Below are 17,378 nucleotides of genomic sequence, written 5' to 3'. Positions count from 1 at the left end.
CGACCCAGTTCCGGAGACTGGGTCCCTGAGCTTGTCGAAGGGCCCCACCCCGCAAAACCCCCTCAGCGCCGCCGAGCCCCCGCGGGGTGGTCGGCGCCGAGCCGGTCCGCGCCGTCGGTGCGCAGGCGCGAGCGCAGCGTTCCTTCCGACGGGCGTCTGCCGAACAGCCCCCGCTCGCGCAGTCGGGGCGCGAGCAGCGTCGAGAAGTCGTCGAGCGACCCCGGCGACAGGTACTGGTGCAGCAGGAACCCGTCGACCCCCGATTCCTCGACGAACTCCTCGATGTTCGCGGCGACCTCGTCGGGAGTGCCGATGAACCGGTCGTCGGCGAAGGCGGTCACCGAGGCGAAGCGGCGTCGCACGTCGCCCGCGGTGAGGGGCGGAGCATCCGACCGGGTCTCCTTCGTCTGCGTGTGATTCGTCGACTGCTTCACGATGGGCTCGTCGTCGGCGTAGGCGGCGAAGTCGATCCCGCTCCAGCCGGCGTACGCGGCGAGCTGGGCGTCGGCGTTGTAGTGCGACTGATAGCCGTCGAGCTTCTGCTGCACCTCGATCCGCGTGGGCGCGAGCACCGGGTTCATCCCGACGACGGCGCGGATCTGTTCGGGGTCGCGGCCCAGCTCGGCGGCGCGGGCGCGGATGCCGGCGAGCCCCTCCCGAATGGCCTGCGGATCGGAGTCGCCGACGAAGATCAGCTCGGCGTGCCGGGCGGCGAACTCACGCCCGCGCGGCGACCAGCCGGCCTGGATCAGGTAGGGCGTGCGCTGCGGCGACGGCGGGCTGACGTGCGGACCGGCCACGCGGAAGTGCGCACCCTCGTGGTCGACGCGGTGCACCTTCGACGGGTCGGCGAAGCGCCGCAGCTCGCGACTGCCGATGTAGGCGTCGTCGTCCCAGCTGCGCTCCCACAGGTCGTAGACGACCTCGAGGAACTCGTCTGCCCGGTCGTAGCGACTGTCGTGCGCGAGCACGTCGAGGCCGAAGTTCGCGGCTGCTCCCGGCAGGTACGAGGTGACGATGTTCCAGGCGATGCGCCCGGCGGTGAGGTGGTCGAGCGTGCTGAAGCGGCGGGCGTGGGCGAACGGATGCTCGTACGTCGTCGACACCGTCGCCCCGAACGCGATGCGCTCGGTGACCGCCGCGAGAGCGGAGATGTGCAGGAGCGGGTCGTGCGCGGGGAGCTCGACGCCCCACTCGAGCGCGGTCGCGGGGCCGCCGCCGAGCGTGTCGTACATGCCGAGCACGTCGCCGAAGAAGAACAGGTCGAACTCGGCCTCTTCGGCGCGACGGGCGAGGTCGATCCAGTAGCGCAGGTCGAGTGCGCCGAGGCGCCGGTCGTCGGGGTGGGTCCACAGGCTCACGGCCCCGGACCCGTTGCCGACGCACGCCTGCTCGTACAGGCCGAAGAAGAGGGGCTTCGGGTCGGTCATGCGCGGGCTCCCTCGAACGCGCTCCCTGAGCCCGTCGACGGGCCGCGCCCCACGGAACCCGCCTCCCACAGCATCCGTCCGTCGACCACCGTGCCGAGCGCCTCGGGCGCGCTCTCGACGATCTCGGCGAGCGCATCGCGCGGGTCGGCGGATGCCGTCGCGAACACCGCGAGGTCGGCCCGGGCGCCGTCGATCAGGGTGCCCGCCGGTGCGGGCCCGTCGGCGAGCCCGAGGGCGCGGGCCCCACCGGCTGTCGCCGCGTGCAGCAGCCGAGCATGCAGGTCTTCGGCCGAGTACCCCTGGGCGCGGGCGAGCCGGTGCAGTTCGGCGACGTCGTCGAGCACCCGCAGCGAGGGCGAGGACGACAGCGAGTCGGTGCCCACTCCGATCGGATTGCCCTCGATGAGGTACGCGGCGATGGGCGGGGCATCCAGTCCGATGACGGCGTTCGAGCGCGGACACAGCGCGACCGACACCCCGCGTTCGCGCAGCAGTGCGCGGTCGGCGGCGTCGACGTAGATGCCGTGCGCCAGGTGCGAGTGCGGCGTGAGCACGCCGACCGTGTCGAGGTAGTGCACGACGCCGTTGCCCGATCCGTTACCCGAGAGCAGCTGCATGTCGGAGTGGCCGAGGCCGCGCCAGCGCTCGGCGAGGGGTCCGGTGCCGAAGCGGGCGAACTCGTCTTCGGATGCCGACTCGGCGGCGTGGATGTGCAGACGCACGCCGTGCGCCTCGGCGAGCCGCTGCAGTTCGCGGAACACATCGGTGTCGAGCGAGTAGATCGCGTGCGGCGAGAGGCCGGTCGCGGGAGGGGAGGGGAGCGCGTCGAGTTGGGCGAGCACGCGCTCGGGGCCGTCGTGCTGCCAGGCCGCGCGCTTCCAGCCGAACACCTCCCAGAACACGACTCCGTGCAGCCCGGCGTCGTGCACCGCGCGCCCCGCCTCGGGGTCGGTGACGATCTCGGCGACCGCGGTCGTGCCCGACTCGATCGACAGGCGCACGCCCTCGGCGGCCGACGCCGCCCAGTCGTGCTCGACGCGGTAGCCCTTCTCGAACGCGAGCGCCCAGGTCTCGAAGCTCGGGTACTGCCCCCGGCCCACCGCTGCCATGTCGGTGTACTGCAGGTGCGTGTGGGCGTTGACGAGTCCGGGCGTGAGGGCGCCGTCCCATTCGCGGCGCTCGCCGATCGCGTCGCCGAGCTCGGCGGTGAGGGCGTCGTGCGCGCCGACCGCGACGATGCGTCCGTCGCGCACGGCGACCGCGCCATCGGCGATCGGGGGCGCGGCGACGGGCAGCACGGTGCGCGCGCGGTGGAGGGTGATGTCGCTCATGGTCGTCTCTCGGGTGTGCGGGTCGGGTTCAGGGGGTGACGTCGCGGGGGCGCCACGAGGTCAGATAGTCGCTCTGCGCAGACGAGACGGCATCCAGTCCGCCGCCGAAGGCGCCGAGCGCCAGCGCCGCCACGCGATCGTCGGCGCTGCGGGGCAGGATGTGCACCGCGGGCGTGAGGGTGCCGCGCCCCGCGATCAGGTAGTCGACGGCCGTGAGCTGCACCCCGAACGACAGGTCCATGACCTGGATCGGATTGCCCTCGGCGGCGCTCACGTTGATGCAGTGGCCGTCGTCGAGCACGCGGATGCTGCGCCCGTTCGCGAGCCGCAGCACCGACACCGCTCCGCGCCGCGACGTCTCGACGGCGCCGGCGTCGAGGGCCGCGAGCAGCGAGATCTCCTGGAACGCCCCGCCGCCGACCGCGACCGCGGCGCCCTCGGGCAGCCGGTCGAGGTGCTCGACCGCGACGGTGTGCGCGATGCCGGTCGTCGAGATGAGAACATCGGCGTGCGCCGCGGCATCCGCCAACGGCTCGACGGCGTACCCGGCGAACGCCGCCTGCAGAGCGGCCACCGGATCGACCTCGGAGACGGTGACGCGCGCGCCGAGGGCGGCGGCGTGGCGGGCGACGCCGCTGCCGACGCGTCCGAACCCGACGACGACCACGTCGCTGCCGGCCCACGACCGGTCGAGCAGATCGGCGACCGCCAGCACCACCGACTGGCCGGTGCCGTGCGCGTTGTCGAACAGCGACTTGGTGCGGGCGTCGTTCGCGGCGACGATCGGGATGCGCAGGGCTCCCTCGCGCTCCATCGTGCGCAGCGGGCGCACACCGCTGGTGGTCTGCTCCGTCGCGCCGGCCATCGACCCCAGGATGCCGGGGCGCTCGGTGTGCGCGAGACGGATGGTCGCGGCGCCGTCGTCGACGATCACCTCGGGGTGGTGGCCGAGCAGGGCGAGGACGTTGTCGCGGTCCTCGGCGTCGGTCGCCCCGCGGTGCGCGTAGGTCGGGATGCCGGCGTGCACGAGCGCTGCGGCCACCGCGTCGTCGGTGTCGCGCCCGACACACGAGACGGCGACGTCGGCACCGGCCTCGGCGAGCAGCAGTGCGACGGTCGCGGTCTTCGGCTCGAGCACGTCGGAGACGGCGATGCGGATGCCGCGCACCCGCCCGCTCTCGCGCAGCTCGGCCGCGAGAGCCGTCGTCGCGGGCATGAACTGCCGCGCCCAGGCGATGCGCTCGGTGCCCTCGCGCCACAGGGCCGGGTCGGCGATGCGGCCGGTCATGCGAGCACCAGCTCGGCGAGGTGGGTGTCGGCCAGTGCTGCGGGGTGGGGCCCTTCGACAGGCTCAGGGACCCAGTCTCCAGGGGTGTCCGCCGCACCTGGGTCGCTGAGGTCCGCACCTGGGTCGCTGAGCTCCGCACCTGGGTCGCTGAGCCTGTCGAAGCGTCCCCCATTCTCGGCCCGGGCCGTGAGGATCGACAGGGCGACGAGCGCGTCGGCGAGGAGGCTCGACTGCCCGAGCGTCTCGAACACCCCCGGGGCCTCGACGACCCAGGTGCCTTCTCCGACACGGGTGACGAACGGGCGAACCGTGTCGCCTGCCGACGGCACCAGGCCGTTCGCATCCACGGACGCGTCGATCAGCACCCCGGTCACGGATGCCGGGTCGACGGGGGAGTGTCCCTCGCCGGTCGTCAGCACGAGGTCGGCCACGGGCCACGGCTCGTCGACCGTGCGGGCACCGGCGAGGTGCGCGCGGAGGCGCGCGACCGGGTCGGCGATCCCGCGGATCACCCGGCTGCCCCCGATCGTGAGCGTCGCGGCGAGACGATCGGCGAGCGGGCCGTCGCCGATCACGAGAGCGGATGCCGCGGGCAGCACGAGGTTCGTCCTCCGGGCGAGCGCCCGCACGATATGCTCGGCGCGCGCGTGCGCGAAGATCGCCGAGAAGGCGGGCAGGTCGCGGGGGTCGGGCGCGGCGGCATCCGACACGACATCGACGCCGAACGCCGCGCGCGCGGCATCCGCCACCTGCTCCGGCAACGCCGCGAACCGCCACGACACGGCGGCGGGCGCATCGCCCGGCTCAGCGAAAGGCGCCGGGAGAGCGGATGCCGCGGCCGCCGCCCACCGGAATCCCGGGGGCGTCACGGCATCCGTCGACGGGGTGCGGGAGGGGGCATCGGTCACGGTCGCGACGCTATCCGTTCGCCGTCACGCGCCGCCGGTCTGTGACCTCTCATGACGCGCGGGCGAGCGCCGCGGGCGCGCGTTGTCTAGCGTCGGGGCAATGAGCGAAGGCATCCGTCCCGAATCCGTCCCGCACGAAGTGCTCGAACCGGTGTACGACTGGACGGGCTTCGGCTTCGACACCCGCCAGATCCACGCGGGGGAGTTCGACGAACCCGCCCACGGGTCGCGCATCGCGCCGATCTACCTGAGCGCGGCGTTCCGCTTCGACTCGTTCGACGAGAGCACGCGCCGCTTCGGAGGCGAGGACGGGCAGATCTACTCGCGCAACCTCAACCCCACGAACGAGGTCGCCGAGCGTCGCATCGCCGCACTCGAGGGCGGCGTCGGGGCCATCGTCGTCTCGTCGGGACAGGCGGCGATCAGCGCCGCGATCCTGTCGATCGTCGGCAACGGCGACCGGTTCGTCTCGACCGCGAGCATCTACAGCGGCACGCGCATCCTCTTCGGTCGCTCGTTCGCCCGCTTCGGCGTCGGCGTCGACTACGTGCAGGATCCGACCGACGAGGCCGAGTGGGAGGCTGCGATCGGCCCCGACACCAAGGTGATCTTCACCGAGACGATCCCGAACCCCAAGAACGACGTGGTCGACATCGCGGCGGTCGCCCGCATCGCCGAGCGCCACGGCATCCCGCTCATCGTCGACAACACGATCGGCACGCCCTACCTCGTGCGCCCGCTCGAACTGGGCGCGCACATCGTCGTGCACTCGGGCACCAAGTTCCTCACCGGCCACGGTGCCGCGATCTCGGGCATCGTCGTCGACGGCGGCACCTTCGACTGGGCCGGCAGCCCGCGCGACTACCCCGGCATCACCGACTCGCCGGCGCCCGGCGTGCCGAGCGCCCTCGAGACCTACGGCCGCCGCGCCTACGAGTACTTCGTGCGCGGTGGCATCGTGAACGATCTCGGTCCGGCGCTCTCGCCGTTCCACGCGTTCCTGCTGCAGCAGGGCATCGAGACCCTGTCGCTGCGCATGGAGCGGCACGTGTCGAACTCCCGCGCGATCGCCGAGTTCCTCGCCCAGCACCCTGCGGTCGAGTACGTCGACTACGCCGGGCTCCCGGGGCATCCGCAGCACGAGATCGCCCAGCGCACCCTCGACGGCCGCAGCGGATCGGTGTTCGCCGTCACCGTGCGCGGCGGGCGGGCTGGCGCCGAGATCTTCATCGACAGCCTGCGGGTGTTCAGCCGCATGACCAACATCGGCGACGTGCGCTCGATGGTGCTGCACCCGGCGACCACCACCCACCTCTCGTTCACGCCCGAACTGCGGGCCCAGCTCGGCATCGATGAGGGGCTCGTGCGGCTGTCGGTCGGCATCGAGACGGTCGCCGATCTGATCGCCGACCTCGATTCCGCGCTCGCCGCGGTGAGCGCGCACCTTTCCGGCGATCCGGATGCCGCAGGGGTCGCACCGTGACCGCCCGCAGCCAGTGGACCGGGATCGCGACCCGCGAGGAGAACGCGCACTGGCGCTCCGTCGCGCAGGCCGTGGCCGCGGAGCTCGCGGTCGACGTGCTCGCCCGCGAACGCGCCGGCGCCGTGCCGCGCGCCGAGTCTGCGCTGCTGCAGCGCTCGGGACTCACGACCCTGCTCGACCCGGCATCGCTGGGCGGCGGGGGAGGCCACTGGTCGTCGGCATTCCTCGCGGTGCGCGAGATCGCCCGGGTGGATGCCGGCATCGCGCAGTTGCTGGGCTACCACTACGCCAACTCGGCCACGATCGCCCTGGTCGCGAGTGCCGACGAGCGCGACGACTGGTACCGCCGGTCGATCGAGGGCACGTGGCTCTGGGGCGACTCGGTCAACCCGGTCGATCCGACGCTGTCGCTCACCCCCGACGGCGGCGGGTTCCGGCTGGCGGGGGTCAAGCGCTTCTCGACGGGTTCTTCGGTGGGTGATGTGATCCTCGTGAACGCGGTGGTCGATTCGGGTCCGGATGAGGGGCGCTTCGCCTTCCTCGTGCTGCCGGCTGGGCATCCGGGTGTCGAGGTGCAGGACGACTGGGACTTCCTCGGTCAGCGGCTATCGGCCAGCAACTCGGTGCGGTTCACGGATGCTCCGGTCGGCCGCGAGCACCTGCTCGGCTTCGGCACCGAAGAGTGGTTCCAGGCGCTGCTCACGCCCGCTGTGCAGCTGCTGTTCGGCAACCTGTACCTCGGCATCGCGCAGGGCGCGCTCGACCAGGCGCGCGAACTCACCAACGCGCGGCCGAACGCGTGGTTCCTCAGCGGCGCCGAGCGGTACCGCGACGACCCCTTCGTGCAGCGCCTCTACGGCGAGCTCGTCGCGCAGGTCGCCGCGGTCGAGGCGCTCGCCGATCGCGTGAACGAGGAGTACGACGGGGTCGTCGCGCGCGGGTCCGAGGTCGACGAGCAGGCCCGCGGCGACATCGCGATCCGCGTCGCGCAGCTCAAGGTCGTCTCGAGCGAGACGGCGACCGATGTCGCCCACCGGGTGTTCGAGGCCACCGGGTCGAGTTCCACCGCCTCGAAGATCGGCCTCGACGCACACTGGCGCAACATCCGCACGCACTCGCTGCACGATCCCATCGACTACAAGAAGCTCGAGGTCGGCGCCGACTTCCTCCTCGGCATCCGTCAGCCCCTGTCCCTCTACACCTGACCTTTCTCCGGTCCCTGAGCGAGGCCCTTCGTGTCGCTGCGCTCCCTCAGGAACCGCGGCGCGACGAGACGAAGGGCCGCCACGCGATGCGTCGTCTGGATCAGCGGCGGATGCTCGGACGAGACAGGTCGCCGTAGTCGACGACCAGATCTGCGGCACCGCGCGGGTCGCACTGCTCGAGATAGATCCGTTGGCCGCCGACATAGCGTGCGTTCTCGGGGGCGGCGGGGTCTGCCGGGAGGTCATCGCGCGTCGCCATGCGGCGAGCGGACTCGCGGAACGGAACGTCGAGGAAGATCGTGAAGTCCCACGCATCGCGCAGCTCGGGGCGATGCAGGAAGATCCCGTCGACGATCACGAGCGACCCCGCCACCACCGCCTCGCGCGGTCCATCGAGCAGGTCGTCGGTGTCGACGTCGTGAGTAGCGCGGAGGAAGGTTCCCTCGTCGGTGCGGAAGGGCCGAACGACCTCTCGGTGGAACGCGGCGTAGTCGTAGGAGTCGCGCCAGAATCCTTCGGCCGAGTGCCGTCCGCGGCGGTAGCGCTCCGCCCGGACCCGATGGAAGCCGTCGATCGAGATGCGCTCCACACGGGTGCGATCACGCAGCGCGTCAGCGAGCTGATCTGCGAGCACGGTCTTGCCGGCGCCGTCGACGCCGTCGATCCCGACGAGGATGCTCGGCCCGGTCGGTGAGGGTAGCGGCACGACATCCGCCAACTCACGCAAGAACGTCGAACGGTGATCTTTCATCGCCAGGCTCCCCGGGTCGCGCGGACCGCACCAACCTCCCACGGTTTCACTGACAGACCCCTGAGCGCCCTCTCTCGGTTCCTGGGCGCCCTTCGTCTCGTCGCTTCGCTCGCTCAGGGACCGGTGTAGCTACCGGGCCTCGAGGTCGTGCAGGCGGGTCCAGAAGTGGTGGAGGCCGTGCTCCGACAGGGTGGCCGAGGCGCCGAGCGTCTCGAACAGCGCCCGAACGGCATCGCCGGCGAGGGGCACGAGACCCGCGGCCACGAGTTCGACATCGGCGACGGATGCCGTGCCCTCCGCCGCGCGACGCAGCACCGACTCCGCGGCGGCCGAAGCCACGGCCGAACGGGCGGCGGAATCGGCGAGAACCCGCAGGAACTGCGGGTCGTCGGCCGCGCGCTCGGTGTTGCCGTGCTGCTGACGGCGGGTGCGCGCTGCGGTCTGCGCGGCGCCCGTCTCGGTGACCTCGGCGATCAGGTCGGCGAGGTCGCGCACCAGCCCGGTGGCGCGGTCGGACGGCAGAGCTGAGGCGGGCATGGTGCTCCTCGGAGAAGAAAGCGGCGGGATGCTCCGACTGTATCGAACGGCATCCGTCGCGAACGTCATGCGCGTTAACAGGGACGCCCCCGCTCCCCGGTGCTGGATACGCTGAAGCCATGACCTCCCGTCCGTTCGGCTCCCTGGATTGGGCGCGGAGAACCCCCGGAATCCCGGCGCTCCTCGACGAGATCCGCCAGGCGAGCATCGCCGATGCCCCCGAGCTCCCGCAGAGCTTCTTCACCCGTCTCGCCGCCGCCGGCTTCGGCCGCATCCGCGTGCCCGTGGCCGAGGGCGGTCTGGGCGGCGACGTGCTCGACCTGCTCGACGCCCTGCTCGCGATCGCGGCGGCCAATTCCAACCTCGCCCAGGCCTGGCGCACCCACGTGCTCGCGACCGAGCGTCACGTGAAGTCGCCCGCCGGCCCGCTGCGCGACCGCTGGATCTCCCGCGTCGCCGCGGGCTCGATCATCGGCGGCGGCTGGACCGAGGCCGACGGCTCCGGCCGGAGCGTCTTCACCACCCGCCTCTCGACCGAGACCGGCGTCCCGCGTCTCACCGGCCGCAAGTTCTACTCCACGGGCAGCCGTTACGCCGACTGGCTCGAGTACAGCGCGGTCGACGATGCCGGCGACCTCGTGATCGCGGCGCTGCCGGTGGATGCCGAAGGCGTCACGCTCCTCGACGACTGGACCGGCTTCGGCCAGCGCGCCACCGCCAGCGGAACGACCGTGCTCGACGGAGCTCCGGTCGATCCCGACGACGTCGCCCCGTGGCAGACGCAGCACCTCGGCACCCCGGGCTGGCAGCAGATGATCCTGCTCGCGGTGCTCGTGGGTATCGGCGAGGGTGCTCGCGCCGCGGCATCCGATCTCATCGACCAGATCGACCGCGCGCACGGCGGATCGCCGATCCTCGTGCTCGAGGGCTACGGCCGCATCAGCGCGCTCGTCGCCTCGGCCCGCGCCTCGCTCGGCGAGATCGGTCGGCTGAGCGAGATCGCGCACCGGGCGATCATCGCCGGAGATGCGGATGCCGAGGCCCTCGCCGACGACGCGGTCAACGCCGTCTTCCAGGCGCAGGCCACGATCGTGCCGCAGGTCATCGAGGCCACCGACAAGCTCATGACGCTGCCGGCGCTGCTCGCCGATGGTTCAGAAGCCGTCGCCGAAGCGCAGAACCTGCGCAGTTCCCTGCGTCTCGACCGGTTCTGGCGCAACGCGCAGACGCTGTCGACGCACAACCCCGTGCTGCACCGCCTGCGCGCGATCGCCGACCGCGAGATCTACGCGATCGATCGCATCGCCGATCCCGCCGAGCGCGAGGCCGCCGTCGCGCAGTCGATCGCCGACGGCATCCGTCCTCTGAGCGTCGTGCGGCTCGATGCCGCGCTCGCCGCCCGCCTCGCCGCCGACCCGCGCTCGCTCGATGCGGTGGCCGCGGCGTTCGGCGGTCGCGAGCCCGTGCTCTTCCAGTTCGACGAGCGCCCGGGCGCGCACTTCGACGCAGCCGTCGCGATCGCGACCCTGCTGCACCGCCTCCCCGAGGCGTGGTTCGCCGTCGGCACCGGCGATCTGTCGCTCACCGGCCACCCGTACAACCTCGCCCGGCGCCTCGCTTCGCTCGAGCAGCTGTCGGGCGGACGCACCGCCTGGGTGCTCGACGACGGCGACACCGAGACCGAGGAGCAGCGCGACCGCATCCGCGTCGTGCAGCAGCTGCTGCGCACCTGGCCGCGGGAGAGCATCGCCGCGGATGCCGGTGCCCGCCACTTCGCGCAGACCGAGAGCATCCGTCGCATCAACGCCGACGGCGCCTTCCCGACGGCGGGCCCGCTCAACGTGCCGAGCAGCCCGCAGCACCTGCCGGTGTTCGTGTCGTCGCGCCGGTTCGACGACGTGCACCGCTACGTCGACCTGCTCGTGCGCGACGACGCCTGGGTGCTGCCCTACGCGGATGCCGCGGGCCACCCGCTCGCGACCGGCCATGCGGTGGATGACATCGACGGACTGCTCGCGATCGCCCGTGCGCTGCCGCAGATCGCGGATGCCGGGTCGGATGCCGACTCGGATGCCGCTCCCCAGACCCTGCGCGCCCGGCTGCGGTTGCCCGCGCCCGCCCTGTACGAACTCCCCGGAGCATCCGCCCGCTTCGAGCGCGGCAGCGAGACGGAGGCATCATGAGCGACGAGAACCGCCTGCTCACGGTCAACATCAACGTGCTCGGCGTCGGGCAGCGACCCGCCGCCTGGCGCGCCCCCGACATCCGCCCTGACGCGATCGTCGACCTCGCGCACTGGCAGAACGTGGCCCGTATCGCCGAGCGCGGTCTCGTCGACGCGATCTTCCTCGCCGACCGCCCGGCGATCACCGACCCGCGCAGCCGTCCGGTGCAGTACCTCGATCCGGGCGTTCTCGTGCCGGCGATGGCCGCGGCCACCGAGCACCTGGGCTTCGTGGCGACGGCATCCACCACCCTCAACGAGCCGGTCGAACTCGCGCGCCGCCTGTGGGCGCTGCACACCGCGACGCAGGGGCGCTTCGCGTGGAACGCCGTCACCAGCTGGGACGTCGAGGCCGTGCGCAACTTCGGCATCACCGAGGTGCCCGAGCGTGCCGTGCGGTACGCCCGCGCCGAGGAGTTCGTGACCGTCATCAAGCGCCTGTGGGAGACCGCGGGCACTTCCGACATCGTGGATCACGACGGCTCGTTCTCGGTGCATGCCGGGCTCGAGATGGACGCCCTCGTGCCCGAGCGGCCTGCCATCGTGCAGGCCGGCGGGTCTGAGCCGGGCTGGCGTCTCGCCGGGCTCGTCGCCGACGGGGTGTACTCGGTCGACCACGACCCGGCATCCGCGGCGGAGCACCGTCAGAAGATCCGCTCCTACGCCGTCGAGGCCGGTCGCTCGACCGACGACGTGCGGGTCTTCCCGGGGCTCGCGGTCGTGATCGGCAGCACCGAGCAGGAGGCCTGGGACCGCTTCGACCACTGGGAGCACCTCGCCCCCGCGACCTACAGCCTCAACGAGCTGTCGAAGGCGCTCGGCGCCGACTTCTCGGGGCTCGACCTCGACGCGCAGGTGCCCGAGAAGGTGCTGGCGGATGCCGAGGCGCAGGATGCCGGATGGTCGGCGGCGTACCGCCGGGTGCTCATCGAGCGGATCCGGTCGGAGCAGCCGACGATCCGCCGCCTGCTGCGCGACTTCGGCGGGTACGGGCAGCGGTTCCTCGCCGGGACGCCCGAGCAGATCGCCGACACGATGGAGGAGTGGTTCCGGGCGGGGTCGGCCGACGGCTTCAACATCATGCTCGACCTGTTCCCGTCCGGGTTGGAGGACTTCGTCGACCAGGTCGTGCCCGAGCTGCAGCGCCGCGGGATCTTCCGCCGCGAGTACGGCCAGGGCGGGGTGCTGGAGCGCTTCCGCCGGCCCTAGGCGGGCGGTTCGTGCCGCGCGGCGGGAGGAGATCTCGTGCTGAGCAGGAGGCATCCACTGTGCTGATCCTGCGGAAGGTGTGATCTCCTCCGGTCGGTGACGGAACGGGGCCGCTGAGCCCGTCGAAGGCTCACGCGGTCAGTCCCGCCGAAGCTCCGGATCATCGGGGGCGACGTTCTTGACCCACTGCTGGATCTCGGGTCGCTCGAACCCGTACGGCACGAATCCCTCTTCGGTGGCTCGCGGTTCGTCGGTGAAGAGCGACACGTCGCCACGCGGCGCCGGCACGATCTCCACCCGGATCCCGCGGTACCTGCCGAAACGCGTCATGCTCCGAGCGTATCGGCGAGCAGAGAGGAGTGGCGCTCCGCACCCGAACGGTGCCGGCGGAGATCTCGCCGTCGGGCGGAGATCTTCCCCCGATCCCTCCGCCCATCACGGAGAACTCCGCCCCACGCGGTGCGAGAGGGGCTCGCGCACGCGCGAGGGGAGGAGATCTCGCCTTGTGCAGGAGGCATCCGCTGTTCTGATCCTGCGGAGCGTGTGATCTCCTCCGAAGCGGGGCGGGTGCTGTGGGGTGGGGCCCTTCGACAAGCTCAGGGACCCAGTCGTGTGAAGAAGCTGGGTCGCTGAGCCTGTCGAAGCGTCCCGCCCCGAAACCTCAGACCTGGTCGAGCCGACCCGACCCGGCGAAGGCCGGAGCGCCGACCGCGATCGCCGCAGACGCACCGAGGCCGAAGGCCGTACGCGCCCCGACGATGTCCTCATCGCCCTCGTCACCGATCACCGGCACCGTTCCCCACACCGGCAGCGCGGCCGCGTCGAGCACCACATCGACCCCCGGCCCCACCTCGGCAGAAGCCGACAGCAGCACCGTCACGGGTTTGTCCGACACATCCACCGGCACCGTCAGCGGCCCGCCGATCGACGGGAACGCGAGGTCCGAGATCCGCACGATGCGCGAATCGTCGACGTACACCCCGGCCTCGGAATCACCGACCATCGCATCGAGCGGCCACGACTCGAACAGCCGCGAGATCAGCGCCAGCACGGATGCCGACGTCCCGGCCAGACCGATCCGCCGCCCGTGCAGGTTCGACAGGGTCGAGATGTTCCGACCCAGGTTGATCGGATGCTGCCGCTCACCGATGATCGGCACCACGACGACCCGCTGCGTGATCGCGAGCAGCGCCCCCGCGGCGGCGGTGCGGTCGGGCCCGGGGCCGGTGAGGTCGCCGAGCAGCAGCACGTCGGCCGCGGCATCCAGTTCGGCGCCGAGTGCGGCGCGCGCCGCACGTCCGGAGCCCGAGCGCACCGCGAAGGCGGCGAGGGTGGCGTCGTCGACGCGCAGCAGACGGGTCATCAGCGGGCCTCTCTCATCCAGCGGGTGAACGGCTGATCGCCGTGCGAGGCGAGCAGCCCGCGCGTGCGCAGCACGGGCGTCACGTGCTCGGCGAACTCGCGCAGGCCCCACGGGTTGGTGTCGAACAGCAGGTTGAAGCCGTCGGCGGCTCCGGCATCCACCCAGTCGGTCATGATGTCGACGAGCCGCTCGGGCGAGCCGACGAAGAGCTGGTGCCCGAAACCGGCGAAGTACCGCAGCAGCTCGCGCACGGTGAGGTTTCCGGCTGCGCCGTAGGCGGCGATCGCCTTGCGGAACCCGATCGGCGCGGCCGAGGGGTCGCCCGACAGGCGCTGGATCTCGCCCTCGGCCGGGGCGTCGAGGTCGAGCCGCGAGCCGTCGATGCCGAACATCGCGGTGAAGCGCTTGAGCACGTAGCCGTCGGGGCTGAGCTCGTGGATCGTCTGGAAGCGGCGCTCGGCCTCCTCCTCGGTCGAACCGACGACGAGGTGGATGCCGGGCAGCACGAGCGGCGCGGGCCGACCGAGCTCCGCCGACCGGCGGCGCAGGTCGAGGCGGTTCTCGGCCGCCGTCTCCTTCACGGTCTCGGCTGCGAACACGGCCTCGGCGCTCGCGGCGGCGAGCTGACGCCCGCGCGGCGAGCCGCCGGCCTGCACCACGAGAGGCGCGACGTCGGGCAGCAGAGCCCGGATCGCGGGATCGACGCCCAGATCGGCACGACGGATGCTGTCGCCGAAGTACTCGCCCTCGTGCACGTAGTCGGTGTCGCCCTGCACGGCGGCGAGGAACGCCGTGTAGGCATCGACGAACTCCTCGGCGCGGGCGTAGCGCTCCTCGCGTCCGGGGTCGGAGGTGTAGCCGAAGTCGGTGACGGCGGGACCGGTGACCCCCGTGACGACGTTCCACCCGAACCGTGAGCCGCTGAAGGCGCTGACGCTGAGCAGACGGCGGGCGAGTTCGACCGGGTCGTTCGTGCTCGAAGAGACGGTCGAGATGATGCCGAGGTGCTCGGTCTCGGCGGCGACCGTGGCCAGCGCGGCGAGGGGTTCGAGGAGCCGGCTCGGACGGATCGCCGGGTTCGATGCGAGTCCCGGGGTGTCGGCGAGGAAGATCGCGTGGATGCCGGCGTCCTCCGCTGTGCGGGCGGCGTCGCGCCAGAAGTCGGCGCCGAACACCCGCAACGGGTCTTCGCCCGGCGCGCGCCAGGCACCGGCATCCGTGCCGTAGTCGTAGACGTTCGCGCCGATCACGAGGGGGCGGGTCATCGGGCGGGCTCCTTCTCAGCGGGCGTGGACGCGGTCGCGGATGCTGTCGTGGATGCGGTGGCGGATGCCGGAGCGGATGCCCCGAGCCGACCCGTGCCGACGTACCAGATCTCGGGGAGGTCGCTGCCGACCAGCGCGCGTTCGCCGAGCGCCCGGGCCTTGAGGTGCACGGGGTTGTGGTTGCTGAGCGTGCGGGCGTTGCGCCAGTGCCGATCGAGGGCGAGGCGGCCGTCGACGAGCGATCCGCCGCCCAGGTCGAAGACGCTCTGCGCGGCCTGCTGCACGAGCGCCGGCACCGTGATCTGCGCGCGTGTGACGGCGAGGTGCCCGTCACCGGTCTGCTCGGAGAGGGGGCGATCCAGGTCGGCTCCGAGCAGCGCGGCCGCCGTGCGCACCGACGCCACCACGGCCTGCGCGAGACCGTCGAGAGTGCCGATGCGCTCCTGCAGCTGCGGGTCGTCGGCGGGCACGGCGGTCGAGGCGTGGCTGAAGTTGCGGGTGCGCGAGCGCAGCCAGGCGATCGCGTCGTCGCGGGTGCGCAGCGCGATCCCGGCCAGCGTCGCGAGATGCGTGAGCTGCAGCACGGCGTCGAGGTTGCCGAGCCGGTCGGTGCGCGAGCCCTCGCCCACGCGCACGCGCTCCGGGTCGACGACGACGTCGGTGAACTCGACCGTGCCCGAGGTGGTGAGCCGCTGGCCCACGCCGTCCCAGTCGTCGTGCAGCACGACGCCCTCGGCATCCGCAGCCACGATCGCGACCAGATGCCGGCCGTCCTCGTCGGAAGCGAGCACCGAGATCCGGTCGGCGTAGCCCGTGCCGGTCGCATAGGCCTTGCGTCCGTTCAGACGCAGGATGCCGTCGGCATCCGTGCGCAGTGTCGTGCCCACCGTGCCGATCTCTCCGGCGCCCTCGGTGGTCGCGCCGGCGAAGAGCAGGCCGGCCGCGATCTCGGCGGTCGCGGCATCCGTCTCACCGCGGGCGATGGCGCGGGCGGCGCGGTCGCTGGTGGTGAAGTGCGTGCGCAGGCTCTGCGTGACGTTCGCGTCGGCACGGGCCAGGAGGATCTGCAGGTCGACGAGCTGCGGGTACGTGAGCCCCGCGCCCCCGGCGGCGACGGGCAGTCTCGCCGCCGTCAGCCCGAGGCGGGCGAGCTCGCGCACGTCGGTTCGGAGTCCACGCTCGGGGTCGCGGTCGTGGTCGCGCGCCGGCGACTCTGCGGCGATGCGGCCGATGACCTCATCGATCTCGGCGACGTTCGCCAGGGCGACCCCGACGTCTGCGACCGAGGTGAACGCGAGCAGATCCTCCGGCATCCGTCAGTCCGTCCCGCCCGTGCCCGACGGGCCGGAGTTCGGCCAGCCCGCGGGGGCCGTGCGACCGGCCGGGTCGAGCGCCGGACGCGTGCGGCCGTAAGCGAGCGCGTGCACGAAGCGGCGGCGGAACTCGGTCAGATCGAACGAGGTCACCGCCCGCGTCGAGGCGCCCTCGGGCGTGCCCCACACCAGCGGCAGGCCGTCGCTCGTGAGAGCGACCCGAGTCGCGAGCGAACCCGCGGCCGGGGTGAAGTCGACCGGGCCCTCGATCCAGCCCGTCACGATCTCGGGGCGATGCAGGATCACCGACGACAGTCCGTCGTGGGCGGCCGAGATCCGGCGCCCCCACTTGTACTGGTAGAAGTCGTTGTACGCATCGAGGATCGTGCCCGCGAAGTGCGCCGCCGGCAGATCGGAGCCGAGCAGCAGCGCCGTGACGTCCTCCTCGAGCAGCGCCTGCGAGGTCACGTTGACGCCCACCATGATCACGTTGCCGCTGTTCACGGCGCCGAACACGGCCTCGGCCGCCGCGCGGTCGTTGTTCGTGTTCGCATCGGTCACGGTCGGGGTTCCGGGCGCCGGGTACGGGCCCGCGCCGCCCATGATGACGACCGAGCGGAACTTCAGGAACAGCTCCGGGTCCTTCTCGAGCGCCAGCGCGATGTTCGTGAGCGGTCCGAGCGGGTGCAGGTCGATCTGACCCGGGTGCTCGTTGGCGATGCGCACGAGGTAGTCGGCCGCGGACTCCGCCTCGAGCGTGGGCTCGGGGCGCTCGAAGCCGCGGTCGCCGAGGCCGTCGTGTCCGTGCACGAACCAGGCGATCGACGGGTCGCCGTCGAGGGGACCGCTCGCGCCCAGGTAGATCGGGATGCGCGGGGCGTCCGCCACGTCGAGCACGTACGCGACGTTGCGGGCCGAGTCCTCGACCGCGCAGTTCCCGTAGATCGTCGTGATACCGACGATCTCGACGTCGGGCTGGGCGAGCAGGTAGAGCAGGGAGTGGGCGTCGTCGATGCCGGTGTCGGTGTCGACGACGATCCACTGCTTCTCGCGGGCGAAGTCGGGCATGAT

At 72.1% G+C, this 17,378-nt stretch carries 15 protein-coding genes; 4 read left to right on the top strand and 11 right to left on the bottom strand.

The window, feature by feature from the left end; translation table 11 throughout:
- Nucleotides 1-62: 62 nt before the first annotated feature.
- The 4 genes from KZC52_RS08855 to KZC52_RS08840 are packed head-to-tail and all read right to left on the bottom strand — an operon-like array spanning nucleotide 63 to nucleotide 4,957.
- Nucleotides 63-1,430 carry an NtaA/DmoA family FMN-dependent monooxygenase gene (locus KZC52_RS08855; protein WP_247623676.1) on the bottom strand — a complete coding sequence of 456 codons (1,368 nt, stop codon included), beginning with the start codon at nucleotides 1,428-1,430 and terminating at the stop codon, nucleotides 63-65.
- Nucleotides 1,427-2,761, bottom strand: coding sequence for an amidohydrolase family protein (locus tag KZC52_RS08850; RefSeq protein ID WP_247623675.1), 1,335 nt, complete (start codon nucleotides 2,759-2,761; stop codon nucleotides 1,427-1,429). Before KZC52_RS08850 ends, KZC52_RS08855 begins: the two co-directional genes overlap by 4 nt.
- Nucleotides 2,762-2,789: 28 nt before the next feature.
- Nucleotides 2,790-4,049 carry an adenosylhomocysteinase gene (locus KZC52_RS08845; protein WP_247623674.1) on the bottom strand — a complete coding sequence of 420 codons (1,260 nt, stop codon included), beginning with the start codon at nucleotides 4,047-4,049 and terminating at the stop codon, nucleotides 2,790-2,792.
- Entirely contained in the window at nucleotides 4,046-4,957 is a 912-nt protein-coding gene (locus tag KZC52_RS08840) for a Rossmann-fold NAD(P)-binding domain-containing protein (protein ID WP_247623673.1), read from the bottom strand. The genes KZC52_RS08845 and KZC52_RS08840 overlap by 4 nt, the downstream gene beginning before the upstream one ends.
- 100 nt (nucleotides 4,958-5,057) lie before the next feature.
- Between KZC52_RS08840 and KZC52_RS08835 the strand changes: the two genes are divergently transcribed.
- Together KZC52_RS08835 and KZC52_RS08830 are read left to right on the top strand one after the other, a co-directional pair.
- A complete protein-coding gene (locus KZC52_RS08835; protein WP_247623672.1) occupies nucleotides 5,058-6,440 on the top strand; it encodes an O-acetylhomoserine aminocarboxypropyltransferase/cysteine synthase family protein in 1,383 nt (460 codons plus the stop codon).
- On the top strand, nucleotides 6,437-7,645 hold the full coding sequence (locus tag KZC52_RS08830) for an acyl-CoA dehydrogenase family protein (protein ID WP_247623671.1): 1,209 nt from the start codon (nucleotides 6,437-6,439) through the stop codon (nucleotides 7,643-7,645). The genes KZC52_RS08835 and KZC52_RS08830 overlap by 4 nt, the downstream gene beginning before the upstream one ends.
- A gap of 100 nt (nucleotides 7,646-7,745) precedes the next feature.
- Here the strand turns inward: KZC52_RS08830 and KZC52_RS08825 are convergent, their stop codons facing one another.
- Both KZC52_RS08825 and KZC52_RS08820 read right to left on the bottom strand, forming a co-directional pair.
- Nucleotides 7,746-8,396 carry a nucleoside/nucleotide kinase family protein gene (locus KZC52_RS08825; protein ID WP_247623670.1) on the bottom strand — a complete coding sequence of 217 codons (651 nt, stop codon included), beginning with the start codon at nucleotides 8,394-8,396 and terminating at the stop codon, nucleotides 7,746-7,748.
- Between the two features lie 129 nt (nucleotides 8,397-8,525).
- Nucleotides 8,526-8,933, bottom strand: coding sequence for an acyl-CoA dehydrogenase family protein (locus KZC52_RS08820; protein WP_247623669.1), 408 nt, complete (start codon nucleotides 8,931-8,933; stop codon nucleotides 8,526-8,528).
- Nucleotides 8,934-9,052: 119 nt separating this feature from the next.
- Here KZC52_RS08820 and KZC52_RS08815 point away from each other — a divergent pair, with 119 nt between their 5' ends.
- Both KZC52_RS08815 and KZC52_RS08810 read left to right on the top strand, forming a co-directional pair.
- Nucleotides 9,053-11,116 carry a hypothetical protein gene (locus KZC52_RS08815; protein ID WP_247623668.1) on the top strand — a complete coding sequence of 688 codons (2,064 nt, stop codon included), beginning with the start codon at nucleotides 9,053-9,055 and terminating at the stop codon, nucleotides 11,114-11,116.
- The gene (locus KZC52_RS08810) at nucleotides 11,113-12,366 is read left to right on the top strand and encodes an LLM class flavin-dependent oxidoreductase (protein WP_247623667.1); all 1,254 of its coding nucleotides are present in this window, start codon (nucleotides 11,113-11,115) and stop codon (nucleotides 12,364-12,366) included. The genes KZC52_RS08815 and KZC52_RS08810 overlap by 4 nt, the downstream gene beginning before the upstream one ends.
- A 138-nt stretch (nucleotides 12,367-12,504) precedes the next feature.
- Here KZC52_RS08810 and KZC52_RS08805 read toward each other — a convergent pair whose 3' ends face one another.
- From KZC52_RS08805 to KZC52_RS08785, 5 genes are all read right to left on the bottom strand, one after another.
- Nucleotides 12,505-12,696 (bottom strand): hypothetical protein, encoded by a 192-nt coding sequence (locus KZC52_RS08805; protein ID WP_247623666.1) that lies wholly within the window; start codon nucleotides 12,694-12,696, stop codon nucleotides 12,505-12,507.
- 331 nt (nucleotides 12,697-13,027) lie between these two features.
- Nucleotides 13,028-13,729, bottom strand: coding sequence for a hypothetical protein (locus tag KZC52_RS08800; RefSeq protein WP_247623665.1), 702 nt, complete (start codon nucleotides 13,727-13,729; stop codon nucleotides 13,028-13,030).
- Complete coding sequence (locus KZC52_RS08795; RefSeq protein ID WP_247623664.1) at nucleotides 13,729-14,994, bottom strand: LLM class flavin-dependent oxidoreductase; 1,266 nt, start codon at nucleotides 14,992-14,994, stop codon at nucleotides 13,729-13,731. Before KZC52_RS08795 ends, KZC52_RS08800 begins: the two co-directional genes overlap by 1 nt.
- Entirely contained in the window at nucleotides 14,991-16,307 is a 1,317-nt protein-coding gene (locus KZC52_RS08790; protein ID WP_247623663.1) for an acyl-CoA dehydrogenase family protein, read from the bottom strand. Before KZC52_RS08790 ends, KZC52_RS08795 begins: the two co-directional genes overlap by 4 nt.
- Before the next feature lie 3 nt (nucleotides 16,308-16,310).
- Nucleotides 16,311-17,375, bottom strand: a complete 1,065-nt coding sequence (locus tag KZC52_RS08785; protein WP_247623662.1) for a nucleoside hydrolase — start codon at nucleotides 17,373-17,375, stop codon at nucleotides 16,311-16,313.
- Between the last annotated feature and the right edge of the window lie 3 nt (nucleotides 17,376-17,378).

Source organism: Microbacterium galbinum (genome assembly GCF_023091225.1).
Lineage (GTDB): Bacteria > Actinomycetota > Actinomycetes > Actinomycetales > Microbacteriaceae > Microbacterium > Microbacterium galbinum.
The sequence above is the reverse complement of the archived record's forward strand: the minus strand, read 5'-3'. Positions and strand labels throughout refer to the sequence as shown.